Origin of the sequence: Georgenia daeguensis (assembly GCF_039537705.1) — a bacterium.
GTDB lineage: Bacteria > Actinomycetota > Actinomycetes > Actinomycetales > Actinomycetaceae > Georgenia > Georgenia daeguensis.
Genome location: NZ_BAABBA010000012.1, coordinates 79,677 through 100,905, shown reverse-complemented (window position 1 = coordinate 100,905; position 21,229 = coordinate 79,677). Strand labels below are relative to the sequence as shown.

At 71.6% G+C, this 21,229-nt stretch carries 19 protein-coding genes; 2 read left to right on the top strand and 17 right to left on the bottom strand.

The annotated features are described in order from the left end of the window. Window positions 1-98: 98 nt before the first annotated feature. Complete coding sequence (locus ABD774_RS13025) at window positions 99-1,124, bottom strand: ABC transporter permease (RefSeq protein WP_345041860.1); 1,026 nt, start codon at window positions 1,122-1,124, stop codon at window positions 99-101. Next, entirely contained in the window at window positions 1,121-2,728 is a 1,608-nt protein-coding gene (locus tag ABD774_RS13020) for a sugar ABC transporter ATP-binding protein (protein WP_345041857.1), read from the bottom strand. Before ABD774_RS13020 ends, ABD774_RS13025 begins: the two co-directional genes overlap by 4 nt. 139 nt (window positions 2,729-2,867) lie before the next feature. Between ABD774_RS13020 and ABD774_RS13015 the strand changes: the two genes are divergently transcribed. Then, a complete protein-coding gene (locus ABD774_RS13015) occupies window positions 2,868-3,473 on the top strand; it encodes a TetR/AcrR family transcriptional regulator (protein ID WP_345041855.1) in 606 nt (201 codons plus the stop codon). Between the two features lie 27 nt (window positions 3,474-3,500). Here the strand turns inward: ABD774_RS13015 and ABD774_RS13010 are convergent, their stop codons facing one another. The 14 genes from ABD774_RS13010 to ABD774_RS12945 all read right to left on the bottom strand — a co-directional run bounded on the left by ABD774_RS13010 (window position 3,501) and on the right by ABD774_RS12945 (window position 18,948). Then, on the bottom strand, window positions 3,501-5,249 hold the full coding sequence (locus ABD774_RS13010) for a CocE/NonD family hydrolase (protein ID WP_345041854.1): 1,749 nt from the start codon (window positions 5,247-5,249) through the stop codon (window positions 3,501-3,503). Between the two features lie 18 nt (window positions 5,250-5,267). Beyond that, a complete protein-coding gene (locus ABD774_RS13005) occupies window positions 5,268-6,209 on the bottom strand; it encodes an MBL fold metallo-hydrolase (protein WP_345041850.1) in 942 nt (313 codons plus the stop codon). Between the two features lie 25 nt (window positions 6,210-6,234). Then, window positions 6,235-7,155 (bottom strand): alpha/beta hydrolase, encoded by a 921-nt coding sequence (locus ABD774_RS13000; RefSeq protein WP_345041848.1) that lies wholly within the window; start codon window positions 7,153-7,155, stop codon window positions 6,235-6,237. 4 nt (window positions 7,156-7,159) lie between these two features. Then, complete coding sequence (locus ABD774_RS12995) at window positions 7,160-8,281, bottom strand: FAD-dependent oxidoreductase (RefSeq protein WP_345041846.1); 1,122 nt, start codon at window positions 8,279-8,281, stop codon at window positions 7,160-7,162. A gap of 55 nt (window positions 8,282-8,336) precedes the next feature. Further along, window positions 8,337-9,290, bottom strand: coding sequence for a phosphotriesterase family protein (locus ABD774_RS12990; protein WP_486327310.1), 954 nt, complete (start codon window positions 9,288-9,290; stop codon window positions 8,337-8,339). A gap of 36 nt (window positions 9,291-9,326) precedes the next feature. Next, a complete protein-coding gene (locus ABD774_RS12985) occupies window positions 9,327-10,316 on the bottom strand; it encodes a phosphotriesterase family protein (RefSeq protein WP_345041842.1) in 990 nt (329 codons plus the stop codon). Between the two features lie 697 nt (window positions 10,317-11,013). Further along, window positions 11,014-11,805, bottom strand: a complete 792-nt coding sequence (locus ABD774_RS12980) for an ABC transporter ATP-binding protein (RefSeq protein WP_345041839.1) — start codon at window positions 11,803-11,805, stop codon at window positions 11,014-11,016. Further along, window positions 11,805-12,707, bottom strand: a complete 903-nt coding sequence (locus ABD774_RS12975) for an ABC transporter permease (protein ID WP_345041837.1) — start codon at window positions 12,705-12,707, stop codon at window positions 11,805-11,807. Before ABD774_RS12975 ends, ABD774_RS12980 begins: the two co-directional genes overlap by 1 nt. Before the next feature lie 4 nt (window positions 12,708-12,711). Continuing rightward, window positions 12,712-13,716, bottom strand: a complete 1,005-nt coding sequence (locus ABD774_RS12970) for an ABC transporter substrate-binding protein (protein WP_345041835.1) — start codon at window positions 13,714-13,716, stop codon at window positions 12,712-12,714. Window positions 13,717-13,818: 102 nt separating this feature from the next. Next, the gene (locus ABD774_RS12965) at window positions 13,819-14,253 is read right to left on the bottom strand and encodes an SRPBCC family protein (protein WP_345041832.1); all 435 of its coding nucleotides are present in this window, start codon (window positions 14,251-14,253) and stop codon (window positions 13,819-13,821) included. A 92-nt stretch (window positions 14,254-14,345) separates the two neighbouring features. After that, on the bottom strand, window positions 14,346-15,602 hold the full coding sequence (gene dinB, locus ABD774_RS12960; protein ID WP_345041830.1) for a DNA polymerase IV: 1,257 nt from the start codon (window positions 15,600-15,602) through the stop codon (window positions 14,346-14,348). 125 nt (window positions 15,603-15,727) lie between these two features. Beyond that, window positions 15,728-16,711, bottom strand: coding sequence for a tripartite tricarboxylate transporter substrate binding protein (locus tag ABD774_RS12955; protein WP_345041826.1), 984 nt, complete (start codon window positions 16,709-16,711; stop codon window positions 15,728-15,730). A 127-nt stretch (window positions 16,712-16,838) separates the two neighbouring features. Further along, window positions 16,839-18,392 (bottom strand): tripartite tricarboxylate transporter permease, encoded by a 1,554-nt coding sequence (locus ABD774_RS12950; RefSeq protein ID WP_345041824.1) that lies wholly within the window; start codon window positions 18,390-18,392, stop codon window positions 16,839-16,841. Between the two features lie 13 nt (window positions 18,393-18,405). Continuing rightward, window positions 18,406-18,948: a tripartite tricarboxylate transporter TctB family protein gene (locus ABD774_RS12945; protein WP_345041822.1), complete on the bottom strand. Its 543-nt coding sequence runs from the start codon at window positions 18,946-18,948 to the stop codon at window positions 18,406-18,408. Window positions 18,949-19,173: 225 nt separating this feature from the next. On the opposite strand from ABD774_RS12945, the gene ABD774_RS12940 reads away from it, so the two are divergent. Next, entirely contained in the window at window positions 19,174-19,935 is a 762-nt protein-coding gene (locus ABD774_RS12940; protein ID WP_345041820.1) for a triose-phosphate isomerase family protein, read from the top strand. A gap of 94 nt (window positions 19,936-20,029) precedes the next feature. Here the strand turns inward: ABD774_RS12940 and ABD774_RS12935 are convergent, their stop codons facing one another. Then, on the bottom strand, window positions 20,030-21,037 hold the full coding sequence (locus ABD774_RS12935; RefSeq protein ID WP_486327312.1) for a 4-hydroxythreonine-4-phosphate dehydrogenase PdxA: 1,008 nt from the start codon (window positions 21,035-21,037) through the stop codon (window positions 20,030-20,032). Between the last annotated feature and the right edge of the window lie 192 nt (window positions 21,038-21,229).

Below are 21,229 nucleotides of genomic sequence, written 5' to 3'. Positions count from 1 at the left end.
TTTCGGGTTCCGATCTCGTTCAGGTGGACGGGGGTCGGCCGCAGGGGGGTGAGAGGTCGCGCTGGTCGGCCGGTGGGAGGTAGCGGGTCGGGCAGGGATCAGCCGCGCACGCGGCGCTGCAGGAGGAAGGAGACGGTGACGGCGACGACGAGCGCGAGACCGTAGAAGACGTTCGTGACCCAGCCGGCCAGCCCGAGGAGCTGGAGGCCGAAGACGCCCGTCAGGAGGAAGTACACGCCGATGAGCATCCCGACCGGGTTGAAGCGGCCAGGCACCACGGCGACCGTCCCGAGGAACACGCCCGCGAAGGTCGGCATCAGGTTCGTCTCCGCCGTCGCCGGGTCGAACCCGCCCAGGCCGGCGGCGAGGATCACCCCGCCGAGCCCGCACAGCAGCGCGGAGGCGAGGTAGGCGCCGACCCGGATCTGGGTGACCGGGATGCCGGCGAGCCGGGCCACCTCGCGGTTGGACCCGACGAACAGCATGTGCCGGCCGACCGGGGTCGCGGACATGACGTACGCCGCCACCGCGACGATGATCAGCCCGTACCAGAAGATCATCGGCAGGCCGAGGAAGCGGCCGAGGGCGATGACCGAGAGAGCCGGGTCCATGCCGGAGACCGAGGTCTCCCGGGAGACGTAGTACGCCGCGCCGCCGGCGACCGAGCCGACGCCCAGGGTGACGATCACCGAGTTGATCCCCACGAGCACCACGAGGGCCGCGTTGATCGCGCCGATCACGAGGGCCAGCACGATCGCGGCCGCGGCGGCCGCCGGGAAGGACCAGCCGTAGAGGACCACCAGCGACGGCACCGCGGTGGCGGCGAGGCCGAAGATGGAGGCGAAGGACAGGTCGAACTCCCCCACCGCCATGGTCGTCACGACGGCGAGGCCGAGGAAGACGAGCGGCGTCTGCTGGCCGAGCACCGCGCGCAGCGCCTCCGTGCCGGAGATCTCGCCCGGGAGCAGCACCGTGAACAGCGCGATCATGAGCAGCCAGATCAGCACGAGGCTGTAGCGCCGGAGCACCACGCGCCCCAGGTCCTTCAGGCGACCCGCCGGGCGGGTCCCGCCGGTCGGCTCCCGGGGCCCGGTGCGGGCCGGGGTGGTCGAGGTGGTGGTCATGCTGCGCCTCCTGCGGCGGGGGGGAAGGTGGCGTCGAGGATCGACTCGGGGGTCAGGGGGACGACGAGCTCGCGCGCGACCTCGCCGTCGACGAGCACGAGGACGCGGTCGCACACCGCGGCCAGGTCCTCGACCTCGGAGGAGCACAGGAGCACCGCGGTGCCCTGCTGGGCCGCCTGGCGGGTGGCGTGGAGGATGGCGGAGCGGGCGCCGACGTCGACCGCCTGGGTCGGGTCGTCCAGGATCAGCAGCCGCGGCCGGCCGAGCAGCCACTTGCCCATGAGGACCTTCTGCTGGTTGCCGCCGCTGAGCGTGGCGACGACGGCGTCGCGCTGGCGGGGCCGGACCTCGAAGGTGTCGAGGACGTAGTCCGTCTCGTCGTGGCGCCACTTCCGTCCGGTCCACCACACGTGCCCGCGGTTCATCAGGTGCGGGGCGGTGACGTTCTCCTCGACCGTGAGCGAGAGCGCGAGCCCCTGCGCGGCCCGGTCCTGCGGGATGAGGGCCACGCCGGCGGCCATGAGGTCGGGCACGCCGGCACCCGCCAGGTCGACGGCGGGGCGGTCCTCGACGGCGATGCGCCCCTCGGCGGGGCGGACGGCACCCAGGAGCGCGGCCAGGTCGGGCAGGCCCGAGTCGATCGCGCCCGTGACGCCGACGACCTCGCCGGGGGTGATCCGGGCGGAGAAGTCGCGCACGCGCCCGCCGGCCACGCCGTCGATCTGGATCGTCCCGGGCGCCAGGCGCGCCGGGAGGGTCGCGACGAGGTTGTCGAGCCGGCCCTCGCGGCCGAGGACGAGCCGGGTGAGAGCCGCCTCGTCCAGGTCGGCGGTGGGCACCCCGGTCTCGACCACGCGGCCGTTGCGCAGGGCCGTGACCCGGTGGGTGACCGCGAGGACCTCCTTGAGGTTGTGGCTCACGAGCAGCACCGCGGTGCCCTGGGAGGCCAGCAGCCGGATCATGTCGTAGAACGCCGGCAGGGACTCGCGCGGGATCGCGCGGGAGGACTCGTCGAAGACGACGACGCCGCTCCCGGCCTCCCGGTCCTGCAGCGCCCGGGCGACGGCGACGGCGACCCGCTCACTGGGCTGGAGGGAGGCGACCTTGGCGTCGGGGTCCAGGGGGAGCCCGAGGAACTCGAAGGTGCGCCGCACGGCCTCGCGGTCGCGCCGCCTGTCGATCCAGCCGGTGAGGCGCCGGGTCGCGTGCCGCCCGACCCGCACGTTCTCGCGCACGCTCAGGTCGGGGACGAGACCGAGGTCCTGGTGCACGAAGGCGAGGCCCTGCTCGAAGAGCCGCCGCGGGTGCACCGGCGGCCCGACGTGCTCGCCGTCCACCAGGATCTCGCCGCCCGGGTCGGCGCGGTGGACGCCGCTGACCAGCTTGATGAGGGTCGACTTCCCGGAACCGTTCTGCCCCACGAGGGCGTGGATCTCACCGGGCGCGATGCTCATGGTGGCGCGGTCCAGGACCGTCACGCCGGCGAAGGTCTTCGACAGGTCCCGCACCTCGAGGCGCGCGGGGACGGCGGGACGATCGGCGGTGTGGTGCGGGCCGGGCCTCGGCGCCGGGCTGGCACCGCTCTCGGTGGACAGGGGATGCACGGCACACCTCCTTGTGTGGGGCATTCGGGACGCGCACAGATGTGCGCTGTCTCACGTGATCACCTTTGTAGCAGGTGAGTTGACATCGCGTCTAGTGTCTGGACACAGCGTGCGCGAGAGCCGACTATAGGGTGTGCATGTGACCCGCCTCCGAGAAGCCCAGAAGCAGATGACCCGCCGTCTGCTGCTGGAGAAGGCCCTCGAGCTGTTCGAGGCGAAGGGCTACTTCGCGACGACCATCGACGACATCGCGGCCGCCGCGGGCACCACTCGGACGACCTTCTACATGCACTTCGCGTCGAAGGCCCAGCTCATGCAGGACCTCGTGGCGGAGCTCGACGAGATCTTCACCAGCGCGGACGACCCGCCGCTGCGCCAGGTCGTGAGGTCGGGCGACCGCCGGCTGATCCGCGCCTTCATCGAGACGAAGGCCGACCAGTGGCCGGTCACGCGCTCGTACGTCCTCGTGGCCAACCAGGCCGCCGCCGTCGAGCCCGACATCGCCGCCATCAAGGAGCAGTGGTACGAGGCGACGATCGCGGAGATGCAGCACGGGCTCGACGACGCCGGCCGGTTCGAGCCGGCCACCCGCCGCATCCGCTGCTCCCTCGCCTTCGGCCAGCTGGAGTACCTCTCGGTGCGCTGGATGCTGCGGGGCTGGACCGTCGTGGACCGGGAGACGGCGCTCGAGGTCCTCGCCGACTCCTGGTGCCACCTGCTGTCCGACGACGCCGCGGGCAGCTAGCAGCCGCGCGGCCGCTGCCCGTCCGGCCTACCCCTCGGCGTCGCGTGCCGTGAACGGCAGCACCAGGCGCGAGGGGTGGTCGGCGTCGCGGTAGATCTTGTGGGTGACGGGCCGGCCCACCGGCAGGTGGAAGGCGTCCGGCGGCAGCAGGGCGTTGTGCTCGTCCGCCAGCGGCTCGTCGTTCGACAGCTCCACGACCAGCGTGTGGCCGGGCAGCAAGGTCGCCGCGAACGGGTACAGGCGCACGACGTACTCCTCGATCGCGCCCGGGGTGACCGGCACCGCGCGGGTGTGCGGGTGGTACGGGTTGCCCTCGGTCGTGCGCTCGTCGAGCTCGCGGTGGGAGGCCTTGAGGAAGCCGGTCGTGAGCAGCTGGCGCTTCCCGTCCGGCGCGGCGTCCCACAGGCGCAGGATGAAGTTGGTGTCCGGCTGGTCGATCTCGGCGAACAGGTGCGCCGCGCCCGTGCCGATGAGCTCGGTGGGCCCGGAGAACGGCTCGGTGCTCCAGCTGAGGACCTCGACCTTGTCGGTGACGGTCAGCGGGGCCTGGTAGAAGCCGTCCGGGGCCGCGTGCTCGGCACCCATGAGCTCGGGCTCGCCGGAGAGCTTGTGGCGCGGCCGCAGGTAGAGCGGCCGGTGCTCGACGTCCTTCGGCGGCCACTGCTCCGCCGTGACCACCTCGCGGGAGCCCTCCACGAACACGCTGACGGCGGGCTCGTCCATGATCCCGTTGTCGATCCCCTTGAGCCAGTACTCGTACCAGCGGAACATCTTGTCGTGCTCCTCGATCCAGGGGCGCGACTGCATCGGCGGGTAGGAGCCGATGTCGAGCTTCTTGGGCCCCCGGAGGGTCTCGAACAGCTCGATGTGGCCGTCGACGGTCCAGCCGCGGCCCTGGTCGATCTGGAGGTAGACCGGGATCTCGATGTTCCGGGCGAGGTTGATCGGGTTGCGCTCCTCGTACCACTCGCCGTCGAGCTCGTTCAGAACGATGTCGAACCAGGCCTCGTGGTGCTTCGGGTAGTGCAGCAGGTGGACGAGGTTGGGCCAGGCGGCGACGTCGGGATCCTTGAGCCGCTCGGCGACGCGGGCCCTGACCTCCTCGGGCGCGCAGGTCTCGAGCATCCGCGACCTGATGCGGTCGGTGAAGGCCCAGCCGGAGTCGCCGCCGCGGCCCTCGCGGGCGGCACGCGGCATGAGCCACATGATGCCGCCGTGGTAGGTGGTCTCGTAGAAGTCGTAGTGCCCGCCGGAGATGAAGACCGCCTTGAGGCTCGGCGGGCGCTCGGCGGCGGCGAAGATCTGCATGGAGCCGAAGTAGGAGATGCCGATCATGCCGACGTTGCCGTCGCACCAGGGCTGCTCGGCCACCCACTCGATGAAGTCGTAGGCGTCCTGCCCCAGCGGCACACCGCCGGCGTTGTAGTTGCCGATGTGCTCGCCCTCGGAGTCGCCGGAGCCCCGCAGGTCGCCGATGACGTGGACGTAGTCCTCCTGCACCACGCGGGCGATGTCGCCGGCCTCGATGCAGCCGTCCCACATCGGGGAGGGGCGCCGCTGCGGCGGCGTGGACAGCGCCAGCGCCTGCAGCTCCTTGCCGTACGGGCTGAGCGCGACGAGCGCCGGGCGCGGCCGGTCCTCGACGCCGGAGTAGGCGTCGGCGGCCAGCGTCACGCCGTCGCGCATCGGCACCCGGAGGTCCTTGCGGACGGCGATCTGCTGCCGGCCGGCGCGGATGGTCGGGAGGTCGGCCTGGGTGGTCTGGAAGTCCGGCATGAGTCGATGAGCTCCTGATCAGGCGTGCGGAGTGAGGTGGGTGCGGTAGCCGTGCATCGACGTGAAGAACGGCGACGGCTCGAGCGTGGGGTCGCCGTCGTAGCCGACCGCCTCGGCGACGGGCGCGAAGGGCGAGTACGGCGACGCGGTCTCGTGCAGGCCGGCGGACAGGCAGTCGTGAGCCGCGGCGCTCACCCGGCCCTCGATCGCGAGGCTCTCCTCCAGCGCCTCGCGCGCCTGGCGGGCGTCGAGCTCGACGCCGTAGGCGACGCCGTCGGTGCGGCGGTACGGGTGCCCGAGGTAGAGGTGCTGCGGCCGGACCTCGTCGCGCAGGTGCAGCAGGCTCCTGCGGTAGCTCGCCGGGTCCACGAAGCCCGGGAACCCGTTGGCCGCCCCGTGCACCTGGACCGCGTCGCCCACGAAGACGTCGTCCTGCCCGTCGATGACGTAGGCGACCGAGCCCGGGGTGTGGCCCGGGATCGGGTGGACGGTGACGGTCACGTCGCCGCCCAGGGAGATGGTCTCGCCGCCCCTGACCAGCATGGTCGGCTCCAGCTCGCCGGAGATGACGGCCTCGCCCGCCGCCGCCACCCTCGCCTCGCCGTCGGGGTCGTCCAGGTACCGGCCACGGCCCTCGAGGTACTCCTCGACGTGGGCCCGGCGCGAGCGCAGCATCGGCGCGTCCGCCTCGTGGATGACCACCTGGGCGCGCCGGCCGGTGAGCTCCCACAGGGCGTGAGCCCCGCCGATGTGGTCGATGTGGCCGTGGGTGAGCAGGATCCAGCGGACGTCCTCGATGCGGCGCCCGAGCGCCTCGAGCGCGGGGGCCATCCCCTCCGCCGGTGACGAGGCGATCCCGGTGTCGACGATCGCCGGCTCGGGCGCGTCGACGAAGAAGCTGTACAGCCCGAAACGGCCCCACGGTGACACCAGGGGGTGGACAGGGACGTGTTGCGTCATGACTCTCTTCTCCCGTGGCCGCGGGTCAGCCGCGGAGGAACTCGGCGGTCTCCTCGAAGACCCGGTGGTACTCCGGGATCCACGAGAAGTTCTGCACGAACCCGTGGTTGGCGCCGGCGTACCGGCTGACCGTCGCGGCCACACCGGCCGCGCGCAGCCGCTCGGCGTACAGCTCGCCCTCGTCGCGCAGCGGGTCGTGCTCCGCCGTCACGACGAGCGCCGGCGGGAGGCCGGTGAGGTCCTCGCGCTTGATCGGCGAGACGCGCGGGTCCGCCGGGTCCGCCCCGCTGTCGAGGTAGAACGCGTTGAACGGCTTGAGCCCGGCCGTCTCCAGGCCGTACCCCTCCGCGTTCTCCCGCAGGGAGGCGTAGCGGTCGACGTCGAAGTCGAGGTCCAGCGACGGGTAGAACAGCACCTGGTGGGTGATGTGTTCGAACCCCTCGTCGTGGGCCATCGCCGCGACGGCGGCGACGAACGTGCCGCCTGAGCTGTCGCCGGCGATCGCGAGGGTCTTGCCGTCCCACCCGAGGAGCTGACCGTTCTCGGCGACCCAGCGGACCACGCCGTAGCAGTCCTCGAGACCGGCCGGGAAGGCGGCCTCGGGGGCCCGGCGGAAGCCCACGGAGACGACCCTGAGCCCGGTCTCCCTCGCGAGCGAGCGGGCGACGTGGTCGTGCGTGTCCAGGCTGCCGAGGAAGAACGCGCCGCCGTGGAAGTAGACCAGCACGCCGTACGAGTCGGCCTCGACCGGGGTGTAGATCCGGACCGGCACGTCACCGGCCGCGGTCTGGGCGGTCACGTCCTCGACGGCGTGGAGCGGCAGGCGCTCCTCCGGCGGGGGAACCGTCGCCTCCTCGCCGGCGCGCAGGACCGCCGGGTCGATCGGGCCCGGCGGCGGCGCGGGCAGGCTGGCGACGATCCTGGCGATCTCGGGGTGCAGCGCCACGGCGTCAGGCCTTCACCTCGGCGGCGGGCTTCTGCCCGGGGAAGACGTCGTCGAGCTCGTCCTCGGTCCAGCCCTGGCGCGAGATGCGCTGCAGCTCGTCCGTCACCGGCTTGCGGGTCGCCTGGTAGGACGCCAGCGCCTCCTTGACGGAGCCGGCCTCCCTCAGGGCGTCCGCGAGCGCGCCGGCGTCCAGGATCGCGGAGTTCGCGCCCTGGCCCTGGTGGTGGCACATCGAGTGGGCGGAGTCCCCGAGCAGCACCACGGAGCCCGAGTGCCAGATGTCGACCGGGTCGATGTCGTAGACGGCGCGGATGTTGACCCTGTCCATGTCGAGGTCCCGCACGAGGCTGACGATCCGCTCGTCGAAGCCCTCCACCGTCCGCAGCAGGTCGTCCTTGGTGACCACGGGGTTCCACGTGCTGTCGGCGTTCAGCGCGGTGACGTCGAAGGACATCTGGCCGCGGTGGCGCAGCGGCAGCACGTACACCTTGGTGCCCTTGCCGATGAACATCCGGAGGTTGTCGTCGGTCACCAGGCCGTGCGCGTCGTCCGCGTTCACGACCACGCGGTAGGCGTGCTCGCCGGCGAACACCGGCTGCTGGTCGCTGAACAGCTGCCGACGCACGGTCGACTTGATGCCGTCCGCCCCGACGACCAGGTCCGCCTCGACGGTCCGGCCGTTCGTGAAGGTGAGCGCCGCGCGGTCACCGTGGTCGGTGACCGTCTCGAGCTTGTGTCCCAGCTGCACCATGCCCTCGGGCAGGACGCCGAGCAGCGCCTGGAGGAAGTCGTTGCGGTGGATGAGGTGGGTGTGGGTCTTGACCTCGTAGTCGTCCATGCCCGGCCACGAGTCCTTCATGATCGGGTCGCCGGTGGCCGTGAGGATCTCGAAGTAGTCGCTCGGCGAGCTCACCTTCGCGATGGCGTCGAAGATGCCCCACCGGCGGAACTGGTCCATGGAGGAGGGTCGCAGGCCGATGCCGGCGCCGACGTCGCGGATCTCGGTCGCCTGCTCGTACACGGTGACGTCCGCCCCGAGCAGGCGGAGCGCCTTGGCCGCGGCTGCACCGCCGTAACCGGCGCCGACGATGGCGACGGTCAGGTTCTTCAGGTCTGAGGTGTTCATGCTGCTGCCTTTCGGGCGGGGCGCGTCGGTGCGCCGCGGGGGTGATGGGGTGCGGTCAGGACCGGATGGTCAGGAAGTCGGCGGGGTTGTCGACGAAGAGCTTGGTGATGGTGGCCTCGTCCACGCCGTTGTCGCGCAGGTCGGGGATCAGCACCTCGAAGATGTAGTTGACGGTGTGGCCCTTCACGCCGGGCCAGCCGAGAGGGCTGCAGTTGGCGTCGGCGGAGGCGAGCACCTTGTCCGCGTGGCCGCCCTTGACGAACCGCAGGAAGTGGTCCAGGCGCTCCTTGCGGGGCCGGGCCCAGAACGGCGGGTCCTCGAGCTCGGTCTCGTACCCGAAGGTGTCGAAGCCGAGGCGGCCGCCCTGCTCGATGATCCAGGTGTCACGCGTCTTGCCGGCGTTCACGCCGTCGTCGACGTGCCCGAACAGGACGCGGTCCAGCGGGAGCCCCTCCTGCTCGAAGATGTCGACGGCGTTCTCGGCGTCGATCGCCAGGTGGGTCAGGATCGGCACCCCGGTGCTCAGCGCGGCCCGGGCGGCGGCGCGGTAGATGCGCTTGTCCAGGTCCGTCATGCGTCCGCCGCGGCTGACGCCGACCTTGATCACGCCGGCGCGGGCGCCGGTGCCGGCGATGCCCACGGTGATCTCGTGGACGAACTGGCGGAACAGGTAGTCCACGCTCGCCCGGGCGAAGAACGGCAGGGCGGTGTCACCGCCGACGAAGCCGGTGCAGGCGACGATGTGGACCCCGGTCTTCGCGGACAGGGACTTGTAGTAGTCGACGTCGCGGCCGTTGCAGATGCCCGTGGCGTCGACGAACGTCCCGCCGCCGTACTCGTGGAACGTCCGCAGCTTCGGCACGGTCTCCTCGTACCGCTGCTCCGGCGTCTTCCACCACCTCGTGTCCAGCTCGGAGCCGGGCATCCCGTACCCGACGTGCTCGTGGACGGCCACGACGCCGAGCTCCTCGGCCGGGACCGGACCCAGCACGGTGTTGACTCTCGACAAAACCCTCACCTCTAAGTTCGTAAGAATGACGGCGCGTTATCGGCGCAGGGTCAGCAGCTCGCGCGGGTTGTCCACGAGGATCCGTTCAGCGTCCTCGTCGTTGAGCCCCAGCGACTTCGCCAGCGGCACGAACGTCGACAGCACGTAGCTGTACGGCAGGTCGCGGTCCGGATGGCCCTTGGCCACGCCGACGGCGCTGCTCGAGAGCAGGATCCGGCTGACGTGGCCGGCCTTCACCAGCTCGAGCACCAGGGAGGCCCGCTCGGCGTCGGTGAGGTGCTCGTCGTCGTCCAGGCCCACGTGGTCCAGCGCGACGAAGGCGCCGCGCCGGGCGACGGCGAGGGGCGCCCCGGCGGCGGCCGCGTCCCGGCGGTCCAGCCCGCCGACGACGACGCGGTCGGCGGGCAGCTGCTCGTCCAGGACGACGTCGAGGTCGTGCAGCGCGTCGCTGCCGAACCGGACGGAGACCGGCACACCCGCGCTGAGAGCGGTCCGGGCCGCGCCGCGGAACAGGCTCTCGTCCGTCGCCGTCATCCCCTCACGGGTGGCCGCGGTGGTCACGAGACCCGCGGGGGCACGGCGCTCGACGCGCGGGACCACCATGCCCTCGGTGGCCTCCTTCGTGAAGAGGTCGGCGAACTTCTCGGCCGGCCACGGCGTCGGCGGGTTGGTCTGCGGCGTCAGGAAGTAGCCGCCGAGCAGCTCCTCGGGGCCCATGCCCGTCGAGGCGACGATGTTCACCCCGGTCGAGCGCGAGAGCGCCTCGTAGAGCCGGACGTCGCGGCCGTGGAACATGCCCGTGCTGTCGACGATCGTCCGCCCGCCGTGGTCGCGGAAGTCCGTGAGCTTCCCCGCCAGGGTCGCGAAGATCTCGGCGCGGTCCAGGGTGACGTCGTACGCGTGCTCCGCCCCCGGAAGCACCGAGAGCAGCGCCTCGTGCACCGAGACGACGCCCAGCTCGTCGGCGGGGACCGGGCCGAGCACGGTGTTCACGGTCCTGCTGGTGACAGTCGTCGGGTCCGTCATCGGCGGGAACTACCTTTCGTCAGCGTCCCGCCAGCTCCGGCGTCACGCGTTGTGGAGAGGGTCGTGCACCGCGACATCTGGATCGGTTCCTCGTCGAACTCGGTGCGAGCAGGTGGGTGAAGGAGCTCGTGGCAGGGATCCGGCCAGTTGCCTGCGCTCCCCTGCCTCGGGTGTGATGCTCCTTACGTCACGTCCACTAAGTTGACATCTTGTCAGGCCGAAGTCAAGACCGGTCTGCTCGGTGGGACGGCGCCGCCGCGCCTTGGGAGGATGGCGTCACGCGCCGGGAGACGGCCCCCGTCCGGGCTCGTTCCCGGCAGTCCGCGGTCAGTGCCGAGAAACGAATGGCATGAGCTCCGGCCACCCCGGGACACCCGCGGCTGCGCCAGTACGAGCACCGCCGGATCACCCGCCTGCGGGCCCGGGAGCCGGACCTGCACGCCCTCGCCGCGCTCCAGGAGCAGCTGCTGGTGGCCCGCCTGCGTGCCCGGCTGACCGAGCAGCTTGACGCCCACGACGCGACGACGGTGCTGCTGATCGCCGAGCTGGCGGTGACCGTGTGGCGCACCAGCTGGCAGCGCTGGGGCGAGCTGGCGCGCGACGCGAGGCCGGTGACCCGGTGGAGCTCTACCGCCGGTGCCGCGAGGAGCTGCGCCGGATCGTGGGGTAGGGCGTCAGCCGCGCCCGGCGCGGCGACCTACTGCAGCAGGGTGCGGTCGTCCAGACCGCCACCCTTGATCTTCTCGAACTCGGCCAGCAGGTCGGGCGGCGTCATCCGTGACTTCCGGGCGTCGTCGACGTCGAGGATGATCCCGCCCTCGTGCATCATCACGAGCCGGGTGCCCATGCTCAGGGCCTGCTCCATGTTGTGCGTGACCATGAGGGTGGTCAGGCGGTGACGCTCCACGAGCTCGGCCGTCAGGCGGGTGATGAGGGCCGCCCGCTGGGGGTCCAGGGCGGCGGTGTGCTCGTCGAGGAGGAGGATCTGCGGCTCGGAGAAGGTGGCCATGAGCAGGGACAGCGCCTGGCGCTGCCCGCCGGAGAGCAGCCCGACCTTGGCCTTGAGCCGGTTCTCCAGGCCGAGCTCGAGGCTGGCCAGCTCGTCACGGAACCGGGCGCGCTTGGCGCCGGTGACCCCGCGGCCCAGGCCCCGCCGTCGGCCGCGCTCGAGCGCGATGGCGAGGTTCTCCTCGATGGTCATGTGCGGGGCGGTCCCGGCCATCGGGTCCTGGAAGACGCGGCCGATGTAGCGGGCGCGCTGGAAGTCGGCGAGTCGGGTGACGTCGCGCCCGCCGATCCGCACCGAGCCGGTCTCCGGGCGCATCTTGCCGGAGACGATGTTCAGCAGGGTCGACTTCCCGGCCCCGTTGGACCCGATGACGGTGACGAACTCGCCCTCGCTCAGGTGCAGGTCCAGCTCGCGCAGGGCGACGCGCTCGTTGACGCTGCCGGGGAAGAAGGTCTTGGTGACGGTGTCGACGTCGAGCATCAGGCCTCCGCCCCGGACGTCACCGCGCGCAGCCGCCGCGCCGGCCGGAACCGCCGCAGCAGGGACCACTGCGGCAGCACGAGCGCGAACACGACCAGGACGGCGGAGATGAGCTTCATGTCGTTGGGGTTCAGGCCCGCCTCGAGGGCGAGCTGGATGACGACGCGGTAGAGAACCGAGCCGACGACGACCGCGAGCGTGGCGATGAAGATGACCCGCTGGCCGATGAGCGCCTGGCCGATGATGACGGACGCCAGGCCGGCGACGATGAGGCCGATGCCCATGCCGACGTCGGCGAAGCCCTGGTACTGGGCGATGAGCGCCCCGCACACGGCGACCAGGCCGTTCGACAGCGCCAGGCCGAGCACCTTCATGCCGTCGGTGGAGACGCCGAGCGAGCGGATCATCTCCTCGTTGTCGCCGGTGGCCTGCATGGCCAGGCCCGTGTCGGTGTGGAGGAACCAGTCCAGGACCAGCTTCAGCACGAGGGCGCCGACGGCGAAGATGCCCACCGCGGACACCGTGCCGAGCAGGCCGGCGTCCCGCAGCGGCGTCAGGAGCGTGTCCTCCCGCAGCAGGGGCAGGTTCGCCTTGTTCCCCATGATCCGCAGGTTGATCGAGTAGAGCCCGATCTGGGTGAGGATGCCGGCGAGGAGGCCGTTGATCCGGCCCTTGGTGTGGAGCAGCCCGGTGATCGTGCCGGCGATCAGGCCGGCGACGCCGGCCACCGCCGTCGCCAGGAGCGGCGGGGTGCCGGAGACGATGAGCGTCGCCGCCGTCGCCCCGCCCGTGGTGAACGACCCGTCGACCGTGAGGTCCGGGAAGTCGAGGATCCGGAAGGTGAGGTAGACCCCCAGCGCCATGACGGCGTAGAGGAGGCCGAGCTCGGCGGCGCCGATCACCGGACTACTCGACGACCTTGTCGGCGCGGTCGAGGACCGCCTGCGGGATCTCGACGCCCATGCGCTCGGCGGCACCCGTGTTGACCACGAGCGTGAGCTCCTCGAGCGTCTCCACCGGCATCTCGGCCGGGTCGGCGCCCTCGTTGAGGATCTTCACCGCCATGAGGCCGGTCTGGTAGCCGAGCTTGTCGTAGTCGATGCCGTAGGTGGCGAGACCGCCGCGCTCGACGCTGTCGGACTCGCCCACGACCATCGGGACCTGACGCTGCTCGGCGACGGCGATGACCGACTCCAGCGACGAGACGACGGCGTTGTCGGTGGGGATGTAGAACGCGTCCACCTCGAGCGACTGGGCCGCCTGCTGCACCTCGGCGGAGGTGCTGACGGTGGCCTCCTCGATGGTCAGCCCCAGCTCCGCGGCCGCCTCCTTCGCGAGGTCGACCTGCACCTGCGAGTTGACCTCGCCGGAGCTGTAGACCACGCCGACCGTCTTCGCGTCCGGGGCGATCTCGGCGAGGAGCTCGAGCTGCTCCTTGACCGGGTTGAGGTCGGAGGTGCCGGTGAGGTTGCCCCCGGGGGCCTCCCAGCTGTCGACGAGGCCCGCCTCCGCGGGCTCGGTGACGGCCGTGAAGAGCACGGGCACGTCGGTGATGGCCTGCGCGGCGGCCTGCGCCGCCGGGGTGGCGATGGCGAGGACCAGGTCCTTGTCGTCGGAGGCGAAGGTGTTGGCGATCGACGTGGCGGTGCTCTGGTCGCCCTGCGCGTTCTGCTCGTCGTAGCTCGCGTCGACGCCGTTCTCCTCCAGGGCCCGCTTGAAACCCTCGCGGGCGGCGTCGAGGGAGGCGTGGGAGACGATCTGGGTGATGCCGATCTCGACCGTCCCGCCGGCCGCGGCGCCGGTGCCGGTGCCGTCCCCGGCGGGCGCGGCGTCGTCGCCGCCCGAACCGCATCCGGCGAGCAGGAGGGTCGACGCCGCGAGGGCACCGAGGAGACGCACGGGGCGCTTCATGATGAGGGTCCTTTCGGCGGAGGGGTGCCGTGTGCTGGGCAGGGTAGACGGTGGTCCGCCATCCGGGCGAGCACGTATCAGGGACTGGCGCGCGACGGGTCGCTACCGCGCCTCCAGGACACCCCGCAGCCGGGCGAGGTCCGCACGGTTGGCCCGCGCCATCGCCAGCGTCATGATCCGGGACGGCAGGAGGCCTGCGCGTCCGCCCCGGTTGCGCAGGGTCATGTGCGTCCTGGCGTCCTCGAGCGCCCGCCAGGTGTAGGTGGTCTCCATCGGGAAGGACGACCCCGGAGCCGTTCGCATGACCAGCCGAGTGAGCGGCACATGCTCGGCGACGATGTAGGTGTAGGCCATCGTGCGGCCGAGAAAGCTGGCGACGAAGTCCACCTCCGAGCCGATCGTCAGCGGCGGCGGCGTCCGCCAGGTGACGGACGTGATGTTCCGGTACCACTCCGGTGCGTTGTCCGGGTCCGCGGCATAGGCCGCCACGACGTCCGGCGGCCGGGCGATCACGATCTCGGTGGTCACGTCGACCATGACGACACTCCCCTCACGTCGTGCCCCTGCGCCCGCTGCGCCAGCGGGTGCTGGCCGGAGCCGGGCGCCGGGCGCCCTCTGGGATTCTTCCGTCAGAGGTCATGCTCGGCGAGCTCCCGGAAGTCGTCGGGCACCCCGCCGGACCGGCGCATGGTCGCCGGGAGGTAGCCGACCGCGTCCCGGCCGAACCTGGCCCGGGCGGCGTCCATCGACCGGTCGAGCGCCCACCGGGCGGAGCCGGTCGGTGAGCCGGGCCGCCACGGGTCCTCGGGCTGGAGCGGGAGCTCGAGCTGAACCGCCACCTGACGCGTCAGGTTCGACACGGAGACCGCGAGCAGCGTGATCTCCACCGCCTCGGTCTGGTCCTGGATCGCCTGCCAGGCGAGCGCCTCCGCGACCTCCGTCAACGTCAGCGTCGCCGACACCGGGCCCGGGAGGGTCTGCGAGCGCGTCACCGACCGCATCCCGGCGAACCGCACGCGCACGGTGATCGTGCGCCCCGCCCGGTCCTTCGCGCGCAGCCGGCCCGCGACCCGCTCGGCCAGGTGGCCGAGGACGGACCGGACGAGCTCCAGCGTCGGCGTGCGCCGCCCGAGGGCCGACTGCGCACCGACCGAGCCCGCCCTCGCGGGTCCGGCGACCTTGCGGGGGTCCTCGTTGAGGGCGAGCGCATGGAGGGTGGAGCCGGTCGCCCTGCCCAGGAGCTTCTCGAGGGTGTGTCCGGGCTCCTGGACGAGCTCGCCGATGGTGCGGATGCCGCGCTCGGCCAGCCGCTGCTCGGTCACCGGGCCCACGCCCCACATCAGAGCCACCGGGAGCGGGTCGAGGAACTCCCGTTCGCGTCCCGGCTCGACGACGACCAGCCCGTCCGGCTTCGCGACCTGCGAGGCGATCTTCGCCAGGTGCTTGGTGCTGGCGGCACCGACCGAGATGGGCAGGCCGACCTCGGCACGCACGCGGCGCCGGATGCTCGCGCCGATCACCGCCGGGGCGCCGAAGAGGTGCGTGGAGCCGGAGACGTCCAGGAACGCCTCGTCGATCGAGATGCGCTGGACCGCGGGCGTGAAGTCGCCGAGGACCGTCATCACCCGGTCCGCGAGCTCCTGGTAGCGGCCGAAGTGGCCGCGGACGAAGAGCAGGTCCGGGCACAGCCGGGCCGCGCGCCAGCCGGGCATGCCGCCCTGGACACCGTGGGCCTTGGCCTCGTACGACGCCGCGAGGACCACCCCGCCGCCGGCGCTCCCGCCGACCGCGACGGGCCGGCCGCGCAACGACGGGTCGAGCAGCTGCTCGACCGAGGCGTAGAACGCGTCGAGGTCGGCGTGCAGGATGGTCGGCCCGCCGGACATGACGTCAGCCTAGTCGAACGCCCGTTCGATGAACAGGGTGGCCGTGGCGGACGGTGGTGCGGCGCGCCGGAGGACGGCGGTGGGGTGGCGGCGCCGCGCCACCACCCCACCGTCAGCGGTGCTGCTTACTCGAGCCCGGCGGCCAGGTCGGCCTCGTACTGCTCGAGGTAGGAGGTGAAGTCGTCGCCGAACAGCGGGTCCGCCTGCATGTAGTTGGTCGCCATGTACTCCTTGAACGACTCGGTCTCGACGTACTTCTTGCTCGCGTCGACCCAGTAGGCCTTCGCCTCGTCGGAGATCCCGCCGGGGGCGATGATGCCGCGGTACTGGGAGAACGTGACGTCGATGCCCTGCTCCACGGTGGTGGGGATGTCGGCGAGCTCCTCGTACTCGTAGCGCTCCTCGGCGATCACGCAGAGGGCCTTGAGGTCCCCGGACTCGAGCTGCCCGACGACCTCGCCGGGGTTGGTCAGCGCGACGTCGACGTGCCCGCCGAGGACGGCGGCGATCGCCTCGCCACCGGACTCGTAGGGCACACGCTGGAAGGTGACGTCCTGGTCCTTCTCGATGAGGCCGAACTGGATCGCGTCGTTGCCCGTGACGCCGCCGGAGACCGAGACCTTGACGTCACCCGCGCGGGCCGCGTCGACGACATCCGTGCACGTGCCGTACGCCGCGTCCTGCGGGACCACCATGATGGTGGAGTCCTGGCCCACCTTCATGATCGGGGTGAACGACTCCCAGCTGAACGGGACGTCCTCCGTCAGCGCGAGGTTGACGAGCGCGGTCTCGGTGGCGAGCAGGTACGAGGGGTCGCCCTCCAGGCCCAGGAAGTTCGCGTAGCCGACGGCGCCGCCGCCACCCTCCTGGTTCTCCACGGAGATCGTCTTCTCGGTGACCTCCTCGAGGCCCGCGGCGATCGACCGGCCCGAGAGGTCCGAGCCTCCGCCGGGCCCCATGGGCACGATCATCGTCAGCCGGTCGCCCGGGTCGAACGCCGCCGCTCCGCCCTCCTCCTCGGCCGACGAGCTTCCGCCGGAGCATGCGCCCAGCGTCAGCGCCGCGGCTCCGAGTCCTGCGACGATTCCTGCTGCTCTGCGAACAGACATAGTTGTGAGTCCTCCTTGACCGAACTTCGTTTGCGAGATGGGGGGTGGGTCGAGCCCTCGGCGGGGGCGCCGGGGACGGGGGGGTGGTGCGGACCGGCGAGACCGTGCGGATCACCGGATCCTTGGGTCACTCCTCGGCGCCGGTCCTGACCGGGACGTCGTCGGAGCTCTCGGCCCCGGCGGGTGCCGGGTCGGCCACGACAGGCCTGCCGCGGCCGGCGACGCGCTTGGCGACCGCGGGCACGAGCATGATCAGGGCCGTCGCGACGAGGATTGCGAGGGAGAGGGGTTCGGTGAAGATCACCGTGAGGTCGCCGTTCGCGAAGGACGACGTCTGCACGAGGGCCTTCTCGACCATCGGGCCGAGCACCAGACCGAGGATCAGCGGCGCCGTCGGGTAGTCGAACTTCTTCATGAAGAAGCCGCCGACGCCGGCCGCCAGCAGGACCGGGAGGGCGAACAGGTTGTTCTGGACCGCGAACGCACCCAGCATGCTGAAGAAGATGATCGCCGGGTACAGGTACGCGTAGCGCATGCGCAGCACCTGCGCGAAGGCGGGCGCGAGCGGCAGGTTGAGCACCAGCAGGATGACGTTGCCGATGAAGAATGACGTCAGCAGGCCCCAGACCAGGCTGGGCTGGTTCTCGAACAGCAGCGGTCCCGGCTGGACGCCGTACATGACGAAGGCACCGAGGAGGACGGCCGTGGTCGTGCCGCCCGGGACGCCGAGGGCGAGCGTGGGGATGAAGTTCGCGTTGGCGGCGGCGTTGTTGGCCGACTCGGCCGCAGCCACGCCCTGGATCGCCCCCTTGCCGAACTCCTTCCGGTTCGGGCTCACCTGCTTCTCGACGCCGTAGCCGACGAGGGCGGCCAGCGTCGAGCCGGCTCCGGGCAGGGTGCCGAGACCGAAGCCGATCCCGCTCCCGCGCAGGATCGCCGGGAACGACGCCTTGATGTCGCGGAAGCTGATCACCATGTCACGCATGCGCGTCCGGATGGGCTCCACGCCGCCGGTGCCGATCTGGCTGACCACCTCGCCGATGGCGAAGACACCGATCATGACGACGACGAAGTCGATGCCGCCGAGCAGGTTGACGCTGCCGAAGGTGAAGCGGGACTGCGCGAAGCCCGAGGACATGCCCACGGTGGAGAGCAGGATGCCCAGGCCCGCCATGATCAGGCCCTTCGCCAGGTTGTCGCCGGAGAAGGAGATGATCGTGAGCAGGCCCATGATCATGATCGCCAGCATTTCGGCCGGGCCGAACCGCAGCGCGAAGGAGGCGACCGGGGCCGCGATCAGCATGAGGAGGACGAGCGAGAGGATGGCCGCGACGAACGAGCCGATCGCGGCGATCGCGAGCGCCTTGCCGGCCTGCCCCTTCCGTGCGAGCGCATAGCCGTCGACGACCGTGGCGACGGCGTTGGCGTCACCGGGCGTCGCGATGAGCACGGCCGCGATCGTGCCGCCGTACTGGCAGCCGTAGTAGATGCCGGCCAGCATGATGAGCGCCGTGACCGGTTCCATGCTGAGCGTCAGCGGGAGCAGGATGGCCACGCCGGTGGTGGCGCCGAGGCCGGGCAGCATGCCGATGACGGTTCCCAGGACCACACCGATGAGGCACCAGAGCAGGTTCTCGGGCGTCAGCGAGGTCTGGAACCCCAGGACGATGTTCTCGAGCATCTTGTCTTCTCTCTCAGACCAGGCCGAGCATTCCGGTGGGCAGCGGCACGTTGAGTGCCACGCCGAACACCAGGTACCCGAAGAGGAAGGCGGCGGCGCCGCCGACGAGCGCCACCCACCACGGCATCTTCTCCACGATGCCGAGCAGCACCATGACCATCGCGGTCAGCGCGAGGAGCAGGCCCACCACGTGCGCGAGGACCACGGCCAGCAGGATCACGACGAAGACCATGACCACGGCGCGGTTGCGCTGCCCGGCGCTGCGCCCGAAGACGTCGAGCTCGGCCGGCGCGTCCTCGACGCCCGGCGCCGCGGCCGTCCCCACGTCGGTGACCGCCGTCGGTGCGCGCCCCTCGCGCAGCGCCCTGGCGGCCTCCCACAGGGAGGCGACGACCATCACCAGGCCGGCGAGCGCCGGCATCAGGCCTGCGCCGACGAGGCCCTCGGGCGTGCGCAGGCCGTAGCCGATGCCACCGACGAGCGCGGCGACGCCCAGGACGAGCAGCACGAGCCGCATCACCCACGGGCCCGCGGCCATTCTTGCGGTCTGGTTCACGACCTGTCCCCGTACTTCCTCATCGACGGTTGCCTCCTTGCAAGCGAGCCACCATGCTCGACCATCACTACAGCATCGATCCCATAGGATCTATTACACGAGGGAGTGTGCCACCTCACGGAGCCCTGACGCAATCGAATCGGCCGGCGTCCTTCGCCGTCGTGGTCGACCGGGTGACTCCGGGAGTTCGTTCCCCCCACCGTCCCGCCGATCCCGGAGGATCTGATGACCAGACCGCTCGTGGCCGTGAGCCTCAAGATGTACTTCGACCGTACGCGCTCCCTGGAGTACCTCGACGCCGTGCGGGACCTCGCCGGCCGCCCCGCAGTCGCCGCCGGCGACGTGCGTCTGGCGGTGCTGCCGGACTTTCTTACCGTGCCCGCGGCCTGCGAGACGCTCTCGTCCACCGCGGCACTCGTCGGGGCCCAGAACCTCGGCCCCGCCGACCGTGGCGCCTTCACCGGGGAGGTCTCCGGCGCGGACCTCGCAGCACTGGGCTGCTCCTGCGTGGAGATCGGGCACGCCGAGAGGCGCACGATCTTCGGCGAGGACGACGCCTTGGTCGCCGCGAAGACGGCCGCCGCGGTGCGCAACGGCCTCGTCCCCCTGCTGTGCGTCGGCGAGGCGGACCGGTCGACACCGGAGGCCGCCGCCCGTGACTGCGTCCGGCAGGTGGAGCGCGCGCTCGCGGAGGTCACGGTGCGGACCGAGGTGTGGATCGCCTACGAGCCGTACTGGGCGATCGGCGCGACCGAGCCGGCACCGGCGGACCACGTCCGCGCGGTCTGCGACGGGATCCGGGCGGGCCTCGGCGACGCCGCGGGAGAGACCACGCTCATCTACGGCGGCTCCGCAGGTCCGGGGCTGCTCACCGAGCTCGGGGACGCCGTCGACGGGCTCTTTCTCGGCCGTTTCGCCCACGACCCCTCGGCGCTCGCGCAGGTGGTCGACGAGGCGGCGACCCGGGCGGGCACCCACCGGGCCTGACCCCGGGCCCCGGCGCGCTGCTGCGGCGCGGCGCGGGACGCCGACGCTGTGAGCGCGCGAGGGGCCGGCCCACGGGCCGGCCCCTCGCGTCACGTCAGACGGTGGCCGGCACACGCTCCCGCAGCGAGCGGCGACCGAGCTGGACCGCGATGTCGAACGCACGCTGCGTCGGGCCCAGGTTCGCCCTGTTCTGCCCGACGATGCCGTACGCCGTGCCGTGCGCCGGCGTCGCGATGGGCACCGGGAGGCCACCCTGGACCGTCACGCCCTGGTCGAAGCCCATGAGCTTCATCGCGATCTGTCCCTGGTCGTGGTACATCGTCACCACGCCGTCGTACTCGCCGTCGCGCGCGGCGATGAAGATCGTGTCGCACGGGTACGGGCCCATGGCGTCGATGCCCTCGACCTGCGCGAGCCGGACACCGGGTGCGATGTGGTCGATCTCCTCGCGGCCGAACTGGCCGCTCTCCCCGGCGTGCGGGTTGAGGGCGCACACCGCGAGGCGTGGCTTCTCGATCCCGTTCGCGCTGACGACGTCGTTGAGGAGGCGGATCGCGTCGAGCACCGAGCGCGCACTGATGCGCTCGGGCACCTCCTTGATCGCGCAGTGGGACGTCACGCGGGAGGTCGTGAGACCGGGGACGAAGTTCAGCTCCGAGGTCACGCCGTCGTGGTCGAGCTCCTTGGCGAACCAGCGCAGCTCGTCCTCCTCGTGCATGCCGGCGTCGTGCAGGGCCGACTTGTTGAGGGACAGGAACATGATCGAGTCGACCTTCCCCTGCTTGTACAGGTCGAGGCAGTCGAGCAGGTCCTGGAGCACCCGGGCGCCCCCGGCGGTGGAGGCGACGCCCCGCTCGACCGGCCGGTCGGCCAGCTTCGACCCCACGAGCGTGACCAGTCCCGGCCCCGGCTCGGTCGCCGTCGGCACCTGCACCCCGACCTCCGCGGCGAAGCGGTCCACCTCGGTCTGGGAGGCCAGCAGGTAGATCTCGGCCTTCTCCCGGTTCTCCTCGACGGCGAGCAGCTTCATCGCCAGCTCCGGCCCGACGCCGGAGAGGTCGCCCAGCGTGAGCGCGAGCCGGGGGCGGGTCGCTTCGGTCATGGTCATGGTTCTCCTCGTGGTAGTGACGCACGCCCCGCGGTGCCGGGCGCCCGTGACGGTCCCGCTCCGGAGCCGCGGCCCACGGTCGTCACGGCAGCTGCGCCGCGCGTCTCGCCGTCGAGCCCACAGCCCTCCGGGCGCGCTGGACTGTCTTGCGTGATCCTATTGGATCTTTGATCGGTGTACAGCGTG